Annotated in this window: 8 protein-coding genes and 1 pseudogene; 7 read left to right on the top strand and 2 right to left on the bottom strand. The window is 62.9% G+C overall.

All coding sequences use genetic code 11. The features are described from left to right. Positions 1 to 27: 27 nt before the first annotated feature. From AC58EF_RS20155 to AC58EF_RS20185, 7 genes are all read left to right on the top strand, one after another. Positions 28 to 1,590: a long-chain-fatty-acid--CoA ligase gene (locus AC58EF_RS20155; RefSeq protein ID WP_497278154.1), complete on the top strand. Its 1,563-nt coding sequence runs from the start codon at positions 28 to 30 to the stop codon at positions 1,588 to 1,590. Next, on the top strand, positions 1,587 to 3,149 hold the full coding sequence (locus tag AC58EF_RS20160) for a hypothetical protein (RefSeq protein ID WP_497278156.1): 1,563 nt from the start codon (positions 1,587 to 1,589) through the stop codon (positions 3,147 to 3,149). Before AC58EF_RS20155 ends, AC58EF_RS20160 begins: the two co-directional genes overlap by 4 nt. A gap of 216 nt (positions 3,150 to 3,365) precedes the next feature. Then, the gene (locus tag AC58EF_RS20165) at positions 3,366 to 3,905 is read left to right on the top strand and encodes an RNA polymerase sigma factor (protein ID WP_497278157.1); all 540 of its coding nucleotides are present in this window, start codon (positions 3,366 to 3,368) and stop codon (positions 3,903 to 3,905) included. Then, positions 3,889 to 4,830: a FecR family protein gene (locus AC58EF_RS20170; RefSeq protein WP_497278158.1), complete on the top strand. Its 942-nt coding sequence runs from the start codon at positions 3,889 to 3,891 to the stop codon at positions 4,828 to 4,830. The genes AC58EF_RS20165 and AC58EF_RS20170 overlap by 17 nt, the downstream gene beginning before the upstream one ends. A 77-nt stretch (positions 4,831 to 4,907) precedes the next feature. Continuing rightward, on the top strand, positions 4,908 to 7,880 hold the full coding sequence (locus tag AC58EF_RS20175) for a TonB-dependent receptor (RefSeq protein WP_497278159.1): 2,973 nt from the start codon (positions 4,908 to 4,910) through the stop codon (positions 7,878 to 7,880). Beyond that, on the top strand, positions 7,880 to 9,556 hold the full coding sequence (locus tag AC58EF_RS20180; RefSeq protein ID WP_497278160.1) for an FAD-dependent oxidoreductase: 1,677 nt from the start codon (positions 7,880 to 7,882) through the stop codon (positions 9,554 to 9,556). The genes AC58EF_RS20175 and AC58EF_RS20180 overlap by 1 nt, the downstream gene beginning before the upstream one ends. Before the next feature lie 249 nt (positions 9,557 to 9,805). After that, positions 9,806 to 12,199, top strand: coding sequence for a TonB-dependent receptor (locus tag AC58EF_RS20185; protein WP_497278161.1), 2,394 nt, complete (start codon positions 9,806 to 9,808; stop codon positions 12,197 to 12,199). A gap of 254 nt (positions 12,200 to 12,453) precedes the next feature. On the opposite strand, the gene AC58EF_RS20190 is transcribed toward AC58EF_RS20185, so the two are convergent. Further along, on the bottom strand, positions 12,454 to 14,205 hold the full coding sequence (locus AC58EF_RS20190) for a carboxylesterase/lipase family protein (RefSeq protein WP_497278162.1): 1,752 nt from the start codon (positions 14,203 to 14,205) through the stop codon (positions 12,454 to 12,456). 19 nt (positions 14,206 to 14,224) lie between these two features. Then, positions 14,225 to 14,426: pseudogene (locus AC58EF_RS20195) on the bottom strand (alpha/beta hydrolase); the annotation flags it as partial.

Below are 14,426 nucleotides of genomic sequence, written 5' to 3' on the forward strand. Positions count from 1 at the left end.
CATTCCTGACCCATTGGAGGCCATCCGTTGAACGCGCCCAAGATCCTGTCGACCCCCGGCACCGACGCCTATGCCTATCCCTTGCTGATCCGCGACTTGCTCGCCAATGTCGCGGATCAAAGCTATGCGGAAATCGTCAGCGGCGATCTGCGCCTCAGTTACCACGACTTTGTCGATCGGGTGACGCGGCTGGCGACCCTGCTGACGGCGCGGGGCGTGCGCGCGGGCGATACGGTCGCGGTGATGGACTGGGACAGCCATCGCTATCTGGAATGCTATTTCGCCATTCCCATGATGGGCGCGATCCTGCAGACGGTGAATGTCCGCCTGTCCCCCGCCCAGCTCGATTTCACCCTGCGCCAGTCCGGTGCCTCCTTCCTGCTGCATCATGCCGATTTCGCGCCCCTGTGCGCGCACTTGCTCCCTGCCCTGCCGCAGATCGACGGCGTGATTGTCATGGAGGGGGGAGAGGACGGGGCGGACTATGAAGCGCTGATCGCCGCGACCGCACCCGACTTCGTCTTTCGCGATTTCGATGAGAATGCGATCGCCACCACCTTTCACACCACCGGCACGACGGGCGATCCCAAGCAGGTCTTCTTCAGCCATCGCCAGCTTGTCCTGCACACGATCGCCTTGGCCGCGACGCTGGCGAACCAGCCCGACGGGCAGGGCCTGCGGCGAACCAATGTCTATATGCCGATGACCCCCATGTTCCATGTCCATGCCTGGGGTATGCCCTACGCGGCGACGATGCTGGGCGTTCGCCAAGTCTATCCCGGCCGCTATGATCCCGCGGCTCTGCTGGCGCTCAAGCAACGGGAGGGCGTCGACTTCTCTCATTGTGTGCCAACCATCCTGCGCATGTTGCTGGATAGGAATGCAGCGAGCGGCGAAACCCTTAAGCCCTGGACCATCGTCATCGGGGGAGCGGCGCTCCCCGCGGCGCTGGCGCGGGAGGCGGAGGCGGCCGGCATCACCATCCTGGCCGGTTATGGCATGTCGGAAACCGGCCCGATCATCGCATTGGCGCGCGGATTGCCGGACGATGTTGCAGGCCGTTGCCGTGCGGGCTTTCCCGCAATCCTGGTCCAGGCGCGGGTGGATACGGCCCATGGCGGCGAATTGCTGCTGCGCGCGCCCTGGCTGACGCAGGGCTATGCGACCCAGGCGGATTCCGACGCGCTCTGGGCGGACGGCTGGATGCACACCGGCGATGTCGCCGCCGCCGACCCCGATGGCGCGCTGCGCATTGTCGACCGGCTGAAGGATGTCATCAAGTCCGGCGGCGAATGGGTGTCCTCCGTGGATCTGGAGGATCTGCTCGTCGCCCAGCCCGGCATCGCCGAAGCGGCTGTCATCGGCGTGCCTGACGAGAAATGGGGCGAGCGCCCGGCCGCCTTCCTTGTCGCCAGTCCCGACGCCACGCCGCCGCGAATGGAGGAGTTGCGCGCGCAACTGGATCAACTTGTCGCATCCGGCCGCATCAGCCGCTATGCCCTTCCCGAACGGCTGCTGCTGGTCGACGCGCTGCCACGCACCAGCGTCGGCAAGATCGACAAGAAGGCGCTGCGAGTCTTGCTGGCATGAGGGGGATGGCGCGGCGCAAATTCCTGATCGGTGGCCTGGCGAGCCTGGCGGCGCTAAGCGGCTTGCTGGCGTGGCGCGCGCGCCCGCTCAAGCCCTTGCCGGACGTCGCGGCCGTCCCCCTGCCGGATCGCGCTACGCTGTGGCGCTGGATCGAACGGATCAACGCCTTCGGCCCCCGCCTGACCGCCAGTCCGGCGCACCGGCAGTCCGTCGACTATATTGCGGACGAACTCGCCGCCATGGGGCTGGACGTGCATCGCCAGACCCATCGCATCCGGCGCTGGACGCCCGGCCGCACCTCGATCCGCCTGGACGATGGCGCCGCCGTGCCAGTCGCCGCGCCCTATCCCTATTCCGGCAGGACGGAGACGGAGGGCGTGACCGCGCCCCTGATCTGGTTCGACAAGGCGCCCAAGGATTTCGCCGCCGCGCGCGACAGGATCGCCATTGTCCCGGTAGGCCGGCTGGACCTCACCACGCTCACTACGCTGATGCTGTTCGAGCGCAGGGCGGCCCTGCCCGACAACAGTGCGGACCTAGCCGATCGAGAGGTGGTGCCGGTGCTTGGGCCGCTCACCAATATCTTTCTCGCCCGGGCCAGGGCAGCTGGCGCGCGCGGGGTCATCTGCCTGTTCGAAGGGCTGTCCGACGATCTGGCGCAGGGGCAGGTGCTGCCCTTCACCACCCCCTATGCCGATTGCCCGGCGCTCTGGGTTGGAGAGGGCCAACGTGATCAGCTGAAACAGGCGGCGGCCCGCGGCGCCAAGGCCACGCTAACGCTGGAAGCGGAACTGGAGGACGCCGAAACCGACACGCTCCATGTCGTGCTGGAGGGGCGCAATCCGCATGAGACAATCATCGTCAACACCCATACGGATGGACCCAATGCCTGCGAGGAAAACGGCCCGGCGGGGCTGCTGGCGCTGGCGCGCGCACATGCAGCGCGAACCGACAGGAACCGCACGATCATCCTTGTCTTCGCCACCGGCCATTTCCAGATACCGCAGCTGGTGAAGGGGCATGGCCAGGCGACTTCCGCCTGGCTCCAACGCCATCCCGAACTGTGGGATGGCCAGCCCGGCCATGCCCGCGCCGTTGCCGGCCTGACGCTGGAGCATCTGGGCTGCACGGAGTGGAAGGACAGGAACGGCCGTCCCGCGCCTACCGGCCGGTTGGAGCGGGAAATCGTCTATGCGACCAACGCCGTGATGGAGCAGGTCTATCGCGCCGCGGTCGCCGGCCGGACCAGGTTGCGCAGCCTGGTCGTCGCGCCGCGGCTCGCTCATATTTTCCTCGGCGAAGGCGCGCCGCTCTACCAATGCGGCATTCCCTCCATCTCGCTGGTGCCCGGCCCCGACTATCTTTGCCAGATATTGCCCGACGGCGGACTGGAGCGGCTCGACGCCGAACTGGCGCGGCAGCAAGTGGAAAGCTTCTCCCGCGCCTTGTCCTGGCTCGATATTCTGCCGCTCGACTCCATTGGCGGCACGCGCCCGGCCGGCGGCCTGATGCGCCCCATCGCCGCTGTTGCGGAGGCCCTGGCCGGGCTGCGGAACTAGGGCATTTCCGGGCGATGAGGGGTGCGTCCATCGACGAAGGTCGAGCGCGGCCTGCCGGTCTTGAAGCGATGCCCGCCAATGGCGCACGCCGATCATGATCGCCAGAATTGGAGGCATGGATAAAATTCTTCTTCCACGCGACGGAAAATCTGTCGGCGCGTCTCTTAATGGCGAGAGAGGAGAAAGATCACGGAACGCGAGGCGCTAGCGCAATGGGTGGGACGGGAAATTCTGCCCCATGAACGCGATCTGCGGCACTGGCTGCAGCGGCGCGTGCTCGCAACCGCCGATGTGGAGGATGTCGTGCAGGAATGTTATTGCCGCCTTGCCCAATTGTCCGACGTCACCCACGTTGTTTCGCCGCGCGCCTATCTCTTTGCGATGGCCGGTAACATCGTGCGACGTCAGCGAAAGCGGGCGCGCGTCGTCCGCATCGAAACCCTGGCCGACGCGATCGGCTTGGAGGGAGAAAGCGACCCGCTGACCCCCGAACGCTTCGCCCAGGCACGGGAGGAACTGGGACGCATCCAGATGGCGCTGGCAACCCTTTCGACGCGCGCCCGGCGCATTTTCATCATGCGCAAGGTCGAGGGATTGAGCCAGAAGGCGATCGCGCAGGCGCTGGGCATCTCCGAATCCGTCGTCGAGAATGAGGCGAGTCGCGGGCTTCGGTCAGTGCTCCGCCAATTGACCGAGCCTGCCGCCGTTCCAGAACATGCGTCGCCGGAAGGAGCCGCCCATGCGCGAAACCGCTGACGACATAGCGGCAGCCTGGGCGCTGCGTCATCCGCTGGACGCAGAGCAGCAGGCGGAAATGGAGGCATGGCTGGCGCAGGACCGACGCCATGCCGGAGCGCTGCTGCGCGCCCAGGCGGCGCTTTCATTGATCGGCGACGCGATCGAGGCGGATATCGAACAGCGGCCGCAAAGCCGGTTCTGGACGCGTCGCCGCTGGATAGCCGCAAGCATTGGCGGAACGATCGCGGCCGGCATCGCCGGCATGACCGGCTTGCCGCGATTGATGGGCGATCATGTGGCGACCGAGCGGGGAGAAATACGCCGTCTCCCGCTGGCCGATGGCTCCGTGGCGACGATCGACAGCAGCAGCGACCTGAGGGTCGCCCTGGACGAGGATGTCCGCCGGGTCACATTGGCAAGGGGACAAGCCTGGTTCCAGGTCGCGAAGGATCGTCGGCGTCCCTTCGTCGTCGATGCCGGCATCGCGCAGGCGCGGGCGATCGGCACGGCCTTTTCCGTCAGCCGAACCGAAAATGGCGTCCAGATCGCCGTTACGGAGGGGACGGTCGCAACCTGGGCGCGGGACGGCGGAGGCACGATGACGATCCTCAAGGCCGGCGATTTCGCCACGTTCGAGCGTGGCGCGCTCACGCCGGTTACAGGCAATGCGCCCGCGGCGATCGAGCGATCCCTCGCCTGGCGGGTCGGCGAGATCGCCCTGGAGGGAGAAACGCTGGCCGACGCCGTCACCCGGTTCAATCGCTATAACGCGCAGCAACTGGTGATCGTTGACGAGAGTCTGGCCAATGAAAAGCTGATCGGCCTGTTCCGAATCGACAATCCGGCCGGCTTTGCACGCACCTTGGCCGCCTCACTCGACGTCGCGGTGACGATCACGCCGGAGGAAATTCGCCTGGCCCGGAAAAAAGCCGAAGCCATCTGACGGAAAATGCGCCCGCGCGTCTCTTGGATGATGAGAGCGCATCTCGAAAAGCAGGGCGCTAGGACAGGGGAGGACGTATGAAAGCTGCGCGCGCGCATTTTCTTGGCGCCACGGCCGCGATGGCCTGCTGCATCGGTTCGCCGGTGGAAGCGGCTGCCCAGATCCGTCGGTTCGACATCGCGCCACAACCGGCGCGAACCGGCATTCCGCTCTTCGCCAGACAGGCCGGTGTGGAGATATTGGTGCCCGGGCCTGTCGCCGAGGGCGTCCAGCTCAGCCGCGTGAAGGGCGCGATGGAGGTATCCCGGGCACTTCGGCTATTGTTGGCGGGTACCGATCTAAAGATAGTGAAGGTCGGGAACGCGATCGTGCTCAAGCGCGACCGGCCCGGTCTGGCGCCGGTCGCTGCGTTTAGCTATGCGCCGGCAACCGCAGCAGGCGTGACGACGGTAGCGCAAGGTGCCGGCGCAGATGTCACGCAGGGCGGTGATGCGTCCGATGTCAATCAGGCCAGTCAGGATATCGTCGTAACGGGCATTCGCGGATCATTGCAGCAATCGATCAACGTCAAGCGCGCCGCAAGCAACATCGTCGACGTCATCACCGCGCAGGACATCGGCAAGCTGCCGGACCAGAATGTCGCGGAATCCATGAGCCGCATCACCGGTGTCCAGATCACCCGCCGGGAAGGCGATGGTTCCAACTTCACCGTCCGGGGCATCTCCCAAAATCGCCTGGAGATCAACGGCCGCACCTTCCTGGGTCCAGGCGCCGGCGGCAGCGCATCGCTGGAATCGATCAGCCCGGAGATCATCGGCAGCATCGTCGTATCCAAGTCCCCGACCGCCGACATGCCCGAAGGGGCGCTGGGCGCCACCGTGAACCTCAAGACCAAGCGTCCGCTCGACCTTGACGATCTGGTCGTCAGCGGCCGATTGCAGGGCGCCTATACCGACCAGGCCGATCATCTGGGATATCGCGGTTCGGCGCTTGTCTCGAAAAATTTCGACGACCGGTTCGGCATCCTCGCCAGCGTCGCCTATTCCAACACCCACACCCAGGGGCAGTCTTTCGATTCGGGCGGCTGGACGCGCACCGATGCGATTGACGGCAATGGCGACGGCGTGGATGATCCTGGCCTGTTCCGGCCCAACCGCTTCATGGCGCGCATCTACGACAGGCGGGAGCAGCGCCTGACGCTCAACAGTTCGCTCCAGTTCCGTCCGGCGGAGAATTGGGAAATCATCTTGGACGGCACCTATTCGCGGCTGAAGCGGGAGCGCAACAGCGCCAACTACCAGGTCCTGTTCAACAATAATGACGTCGATGCGGTCGTGGACGAACATGGCACGGTCGTCAGCGGCACATTTACGGGAGTCACCCTGCGCCCGCTCATCTATGACGAGCCGACCGAGTTCAAATCCACCAACCTTGGTTTTTCGACCAAATATGATGGCGATATCGTGAAGATGTCGGCCGACGCTTCCTACAGCAAGGGCAAGGGGACGGATGGCGGCCCGGGCGCCTCCTTCACCTATGTCGTCGTACCGCGTGCGGGAAACACGACCAACGCCAGCTATGATTTCTCGCGCGGCGGCCCGGTGCCCGATCTTTCACTGGCCACCAACTTCAACCGCGACGATCCCGCGCAATATCAGCTCGCTTCGGTCTTCGACGGCGACAACATCACCAACAATAGCGGCTATGACGGCCGCATCGATTTCGACATCCGCACCGACTGGGGCGTGCTGAGTTCGGTCCAGGTCGGTTCGCGCTATGAAAAGATCAAATTCTATTCGGAATCGCCGCAAAGCGTTCCCTCCGCCGCAAGCCTGCTGGCCGTCGGGGACAGGAATGGTGACGGCATCATCACCGTCGACGAGATGCCGGGGCTGAATTACGACAACAGCATGGGAAGCTTCTTCCCCGGCGCTTCAGGTGATTTTCCGCGCGACCTGTTGACCGGAACGGTCGACAAGGATGTCGCGCGCGACGCTTTCGGCCTGCCCATCCCCCGTGCCGACACCATTCCCCTGGGACGTGTGTCGATCCGCGATGTCGATCAGGATACGCTCGCCTTCTATGTCCGCACCAATTTCAGGAGCGAAATCGGATCGATGCCGATCTCCGGCAATGCGGGCGTGCGCTATATCAGCATCGAGCGCATATCCTCGGGCTACCTGTCCGACACTCAGGCGACCGCCTCCAAGTCCCGCTTCGACTATTGGCTACCCAGCGCCAACCTGTCGATCGAACTGACGCCCAGCCTGATGCTGCGCGCCGCCGCCGCAAAGGTGGTCGCCCGCCCCAGCCTCAGCGACGTTGGTGTCAGCTTCATCCCGTTCATCGTCGCGCGCACGGGATCGCGCGGCAACCCTGCCCTGCGTCCCTTCCAGGCGACGCAATATGACGCGACGCTGGAGTGGTATTTCGCGCCGTCGAGCGCGCTCACGGTTGCGGGCTTCTACAAGGACGTCGATTCCTTCACCATCAACACGACACGACCGGAATTCGTGCCGGGCCTGTCGACCGGCCCGGACGACCTCTTCCAGATCACCCAGCCGACCAATGGCGAGTCCGGCACGATCAAGGGCTTCGAGGTCGCCTATCAGCACGCATTGCGCTTCCTGCCGGCGCCGTTCGACAATCTCGGCATCCAGGCCAATTATACCTATGTCGACAGCAAGACGCCGCTGGTCGACGAGGCGACGCAGCGCGCGCTGCCCCTGCCCGGCCTGTCCAAGCACAGCTATAATCTCATCGGCTATTATGAAGACAAGACGCTGTCCTTTCGGGTCGCCTACATCCATCGCAGCAAATATCTGCAGGGACAGGGCAGCGCCGCATCCGGCGGCAGTTCCTACATGCAGGCCAGGGGCCAGCTCGACGCATCGGCGCAGATCAACCTGACGCAGAATGTCCGGCTGACGGCCGAAGCGATCAACCTCACACGGTCGATCGAACGGCAATATCTTCAGGATCCGGCGCGCCTGCTCAGTTCCTTGCGGGAGGATCGTCGTTTCTTCTTCGGCGTGGCGGCGACTTTCTGATGATCGGCAAAATCAAGCTGTTCCGCCTTATGTCGGCCATTTCATTGCTGCTGGCCAGCGGCGCCAACGCCGAGGTAGCCGACGAAAAGCAAGCGGACATCGTGATCTATGGCTGCACGTCGGCCGGTGTCATTGCCGCGATCGAGGCGCGGCGGCTCGGTCGGTCGGTGCTGCTGGTCTGTCGCGACGCCTATGTCGGCGGCATGACGACCAATGGCCTTGGCTGGTCCGACACCGGAAACCATCGCGCCATCGGCGGCCTGTCGCTGGAATTCTACCGTCGGGTGAAGCGGCATTATGACGATTCGGCTTCCTGGACCTTCGCAAAACGCCCGGCCACGGCAGAAAATTTCATCGACGACAACGCCATGTGGCAGTTCGAACCCAAGGTCGCGGAGCGGATCTACGAGGATTGGATCAAGGAAGCCGGCGTCACCGTGCTGCGGTCCCAGCCGATCGACCGGCGCGCCAGCGGAGTCGAGGTGAAGGACAGGCGGATCGTTGCGTTCCGCTCCAAGACGGGGCGTCGTTTCGCCGGACGCATGTTCATTGATGCCAGCTATGAGGGCGACCTGATGGCCGGCGCGGGCGTGGGCTTCGCCGTCGGCCGCGAAGCGAACGCCACCTATGGCGAAACGTTGAATGGCGTTCAGATGGCCAACACGACGAACCATCAGTTCATGTTGGATGTCGATCCCTATGTCGTTCCGGGCGATCGCCGCAGCGGCTTGCTGCCCAGGGTTACGGCGGACGCGATCGCGCCGGATGGCACAGGCGACCATCGCATCCAGGCCTATACTTTCCGCATGTGCCTGACCGATGTTCCGGCCAATCGCGCGCCATTGCCCAAGCCAGCGGATTATGACCCGCGCCAATATGCGCTACTCAAACGCTATATGGATGCTGGATATCGCGACTTCTTCAGGAAGTTCGACCGCATTCCAAACGGCAAAACCGACACCAACAATTTCGGCGCTTTCTCGTTCGACGACATAGGCATGAACTATCGCTATCCCGAGGGCAGCGATGCCGAGCGGGCGGCAATCATTCGGGAACATGCAGCCTACCAGCGGGGATTGTTGTGGTTCATGGCGAACGACCCCGGCGTGCCTGCCGAAACACGGGCGGAAATGTCCCGCTGGGGCTTGTGCCGGGATGAGTTCACCGGGAACGGCAACTGGCCGCGGGAACTCTATGTGCGCGAGGCGCGACGGATGGTGTCGGACTTCGTCATGGCGGAGCCGCATTTGCGCGGCACCAAGCCCACGCCTCGCCCAATCGGCATGGGCTCCTACAACATGGATTCGCACAATGTCCGGCGGATCATCGATGCGCGAGGCTTTGTGCGCAACGAGGGCAATATCGAAGTCAGCCCAGGACGCGCCTATCCGATCAGCTATGATGCGATCGTGCCGAAGCGGACGGAAGCCGGCAACCTACTGGTGCCGGTGGCGCTGTCGGCATCGCATATCGCCTATGGCTCCATCCGAATGGAGCCGGTGTTCATGATCCTTGGCCAATCCGCCGCAGCAGCGGCTTCGCTGGCGATTGCCGATGGCAGAGCGGTGCAGGACGTGTCCTACACCAGGCTGCGAAAGCTGCTGGCCGCGGAAAGACAGATATTGGATTTACCCCAGGATCAGGGCGCATTGATCGGAGCGGCGCAGGCTCCGTAAGGAAATTGCACTTGAGCGAGCGATGTCGGCCTGGGCGTCCTACCCGCAACCCGCTGAAATAATGGCAATGAATATGAAATATTGTTGCCATTATTACTTCAGCAGGACGCCAAAAAAGCGTCATCACTCCGGCCTAGGCGTCGTCCCCGAACGTGCAAACAGGCACGCCATTTAGGGGAATCACAGATGATCGCTCACCCGTCCTCGCGGGGTCGGCTTCTTGCCGGCGCCGCGCTCCTGTCTGCTGCCATGACAACGCCAGCCCTGGCGCAAACGCCTGCGGAAGAGTCTGCCGCGCAAGTCGCCGCGCCCGAAAGCGGTCGTTCGGAAATCATCGTGACCGGCGTGAAGGCGACCCGATCGGCCACCGCCATCACCACCACGGAAATCCAGAAGATTCTGCCAGGCGTCGCGCCGTTCAAGGCGATCCAGACGCTGCCGGGCGTCATGTATGTCACCGCCGACCCCTGGGGGAATAACGAGCAGAACGCCTCGCTCTTCATCCACGGCTTCAGCGGCCAGCAATTGGGTCACACGCTGGACGGCGTTCCGCTCGGCGATCAGAGCTACGGCAATTTCAACGGCCTTTCGCCGCAGCGCGCGATCATTTCCGAAAATGTCGGCAGCGTGGTCGTGGCGACCGGCGCGGCGGAACTTGGTATCGCCTCCACCAGCAATCTGGGCGGCGCGATCGAGAATTTTTCCAGCGACCCGCGCCAGCAGATGGGCGCGCAGTTCAACCAGACGGTCGGCAGCTATGATACATCGCGCACCTTCCTGCGCCTCGACAGCGGCGAATTCGGCAATGGCAATAGCGGCTATGTTTCGGTCCTGCGCCAATATGCCCGCGCCTGGGATTTCAGGGGCAAGCAAAAGGGCTGGCAAGCCAACGCCAAGTTCGTCCATGACGACAGCAATGGCAAGCTGACCGCCTATTTCGCTTATTCGGACAAGCAGGAGCCGAACGAGGACGCAACCACCGTCTTCAAGAATCCGGCCAATGCGGCGCAGGCCTATCAGCCCTATACCCGCCCCTTCTTCTACCCTGATTTCAACGCCGCCATCGGCTATCTCGATGCGAACGGCAACGTACCCGCCGCCGAAGCCCAGAATTACCGCAACTTCTACAGCGCCGCGCTGCGCACCGACTATCTGGGTTATATCAAATATCAGGCACATCTCTCGGACGCCGTCGACTGGTCGACCCAGGCCTATTATCACCATAATGACGGGGCCGGCATCGTTGCCGGACCGATCACGGTCGCGGGCCTGCCCAATCTTTTCGCGCTTTACTTCCCCGGTCAGAATCTGAAGCAGGCGACCGGCAATTCGGGCTACGCGATCCGCACCACCGAATATCGTATCGATCGCGGCGGCGCGATCTCGACCCTCGACGCGACACTGGGCGACCACACGCTCCAGGCGGGCGTCTGGTATGAGTATAACAGCTCGGCCGCCTATCGCCGTTGGTATGCGCTGGATGTGACCCGGCCTCAGGACTACAAGCCCTACGAACTGCCGCCGCACGATCCCATGTTCACCCAATATGGCAGCGAAATGCGCACCAATGTGCTGCAATTCCATGTGCAGGACGCCTGGCAGCTGACGCCCAGCCTGCTGATCCAGGGCGGCTTCAAATCCAGCCTCCAGTTCGCCAGCGGCACCTTCCCGGTCCAGCCGATCATCGGATCGCTGCCCGGATCGTCGAGCGCCCTGCCGGAAGGCGAGATCAACACCAAGCGCTGGTTCCTGCCCGCCATCGGCGCCAAGTGGAATGTCACCGACCACGAGCAGATCTACCTCAACGTCCAGAAGAATCTCCGTCACTTCCAGCCCTATGGCGCTGGCGGCGTGACCCCCTGGAGCAGTGGTAGCCAGGCAGCCTTCGACAATCTCAAGAATAACGGTCGCCCGGAAACGGCCTGGACTTACGAGATCGGCTTCCGCACCAGCCGTACCATCGACAGCGCCTTCCTGACCGGCATCGACGCGCAGGTGAATTATTATCATGTCGACTTCCGCGACCGTCTGATCGGCATCACCCCGGCGGCGGCTATTGGCGGCATCGGCGGCGGCGGCATTTCGGGTGGCACGCCGGCCGTGTTCAACGTCGGCGATGTAAAAACAAATGGTGTCGATGCTGCCTTGACCCTGCGCTTTGGCAAACTGTTTTCGCTCTACAACGCGCTGTCCTATAATCGCTCCATTTACGACAGCGACTACAGCACGCAGACCGGTCAGGCTACCGGTACCCGCATCGGTGGAACGGCGACGGTGGGCGGCGTGGTTCCCACCGGCGGCAAGCTGATCCCGGTCAGCCCGAAGTGGATGAACAAGAGCGTCGCGACGCTCACCATCGGTGATTTCGACGCGCAGTTCATCGGCGATTATGTCGGCCGCCGCTACACCACTTTCACCAACGACGCTTCGGTCAAATCCTATTTCCTGGGAAGCGCCCGCATCGCCTATCGGCTGCCGTCGCAATTGATTGGCCTGCAAAAGGCGGAGATCAGCCTCAACGTCACCAACCTGTTCAAGGAAAAGGGCGCATCGACCGTCCAGGCGAGCGCCAATACCAACAATTACAATGTCTATCCGATCGCGCCGCGCCAGTGGTTCGCCACCCTGTCGGTGATGTATTGAGGACGAATGCGCCCTTCAACCGGCGGAGCCTGCCTCGCACGGGCACTCATGTCGTGCTGTCGGGCGCAACGACGGCGACGGGAGTGGCGCCGCCACTCCCGCCGAAGCCGCCTTTACTGATCGCGCGCCATGAGACTATGTCGCCGAGGCGACCAATAGCGCTCCGCAAGGTGTGAGGCGCAATAATGACGACCTGATCAGTCCGGCGGACCTTGCCGAAATCCTATCCTACGCGACCTGTCACGCGCCGGATATCATTCAGGTTTGTAAACGAGGATGCCGTCCCAGAAATCGCATTTATGTCGCGTCGAGAATTCGTCATCGGATATCACGGTCAAACCGGCGGGCTTGACGTCGAAGCTAAAGATCACAGGGCTATCGGAACTATAGCGAGGCCAGGGCTGATTGCCCGCGCCGTTCGGATTTCCATACCATGCGAAATTCGACCAGGCCGCAATCAGCCTGTCGGAAAGCGCCTGTTCTTCGGCGTTGAATGTCCGAGGCGTTCCTTCATGACCGTGCCAGCCGGGAAAGAGATACATGAGCTCGGCCGTATGATAGGCTTGCGGGGTGAAGCCAGGCATGTCGGGGAAGTAGCTGACCGCGGTCTGATCCCGGAACTCATATTGGTAGACGGGGACCTGATCCGCCACAAGGCGGGTGAAATGCCTGACCTTGCAAGCGCCTATCTGAAAGACGCCATCGGTCCCCGCAGCGTCCGCCCAGGATTGGACGGATGGGTAGGCCTTGAGCGGATATTGCGCCAGAATCTTGTCGATCGTGCCTGGCGGATAGGCAGGCGGTGCGCCGCCGGGACCTGCATTTCCCGCAAACCGGGACTTCAAAAACCCGACAAACTCCTGCTCGCTATATGGCTCGCGGGACTTCCTATTATATTGGATAATGCCCATCATCCAATTGAATTCATTTTCATTGCTCCCGTTCATGATGGGAACATGATTGAAATTGCCCGTCTCGAAAGCGGTTTCAGCGACAGGCGGCAGTACCCTGCCATCTCCGACCAGCGGCGTTGCGCTCGTGCCGAGAAGCGCGCTGTTCTCCAGGATTTTCGAGGCTGGAAGCGACCGGAGGCACCGCGCCGTCACGGCGTCCGATCCGGGACCACAGCCGACGGCGAGCGAAAACGCGATCCCATGCTTGCTTGCGATCTGCGATGGTATGAGCGTCGCCGGTGCGCCGCTTTGCTGAATGGCGCGTTGAAACAGGCCCGCAGACAGCGGAGACAAGAGGTGGGCATTGACATCATGCGCGCCCCCGGATTCACCGAAGATCGTGATATTATCGGGATCTCCGCCGAATTTGGCAATGTTGCGCTTCACCCATGCAAGCGCAAACTGTTGGTCAAGCAGGCCGTAATTTCCAAGCGAACCTCCGGCTTGCAGCGCCGGATGGGCGAGGAAGCCGAACGCATTGAGCCGATAGTTGATGGTGACCACCACAGTGCGGCCCTTTGACGCAAGCTGGCTGCCGTCATAGCCGTTGCTATGTCCTTTCAATGATCCTCCGCCGTGGATGAACAGCATCACCGGCAGCTTGTCAGGCCGGGTGTCTTTGCCAGGGCGGCCGAAGACCGACGTGAAGATATTGAGGTAAAGACAGTCTTCGTTGGTATTGGTCGGTCCCGAAAATGGCTCGATCGCTTCCTGCGCGCAGATGGGACCGTAGTCCGTGGCCCTCCGAACGCCTGACCAGCGTGCATGTTCGACGGGCGCCTTCCACCTGAGATCCCGGACGGGCGGAGCGGCGTAGGGAATGCCCAGAAATTTGGCGACACCGTCAACCAGAATGCCTTGGACCTGCCCCTTATTCGTTTCGACGAGGGGCAGGCTTACTGGGCCCGCGCTGGCCTGCGATGTCAGCGCCGCCAGGAGAACCGCCAGGCCGAGCTTCAGCCTGACGGGACGCCTGCTCATCCGCTTCGAACCGGCCCTGACTCCGAAGCCAAGCCGATGGTCGGCGGTGGGATTCCCCGAACATTCGGTCATGCTGTCATTCGCTCCCAGCTTATCGGGCCAGATGCTGCTGGAACCAGCGCGCGATATAGGCGACGGTTTCACGCCCCTCAGGCGTCATATATTCACCGAAATTATAGGCGCCGTGCTGGCCGCCCTCCATGACATAGAGATAGGAGTCGACGCCGAGCCTGAGCATCTGCGCGTGCGACACGAGAACCGGGCTCATGTCGGTGGCGCGAGTGCCCGTGATC

Source organism: Sphingobium sp. WR1 (genome assembly GCF_059693745.1).

Bases quoted from the DNA above. Each gene is read 5' to 3' on its own strand.
- AC58EF_RS20160 (WP_497278156.1), top strand. From the start codon at position 1,587: ATGAGGGGGATGGCGCGGCGCAAATTCCTGATCGGTGGCCTGGCGAGC.
- AC58EF_RS20170 (WP_497278158.1), top strand. From the start codon at position 3,889: ATGCGCGAAACCGCTGACGACATAGCGGCAGCCTGGGCGCTGCGTCAT.
- AC58EF_RS20175 (WP_497278159.1), top strand. From the start codon at position 4,908: ATGAAAGCTGCGCGCGCGCATTTTCTTGGCGCCACGGCCGCGATGGCC.
- AC58EF_RS20180 (WP_497278160.1), top strand. From the start codon at position 7,880: ATGATCGGCAAAATCAAGCTGTTCCGCCTTATGTCGGCCATTTCATTG.
- AC58EF_RS20185 (WP_497278161.1), top strand. From the start codon at position 9,806: ATGACAACGCCAGCCCTGGCGCAAACGCCTGCGGAAGAGTCTGCCGCG.
- AC58EF_RS20190 (WP_497278162.1), bottom strand. From the start codon at position 14,205: ATGACCGAATGTTCGGGGAATCCCACCGCCGACCATCGGCTTGGCTTC.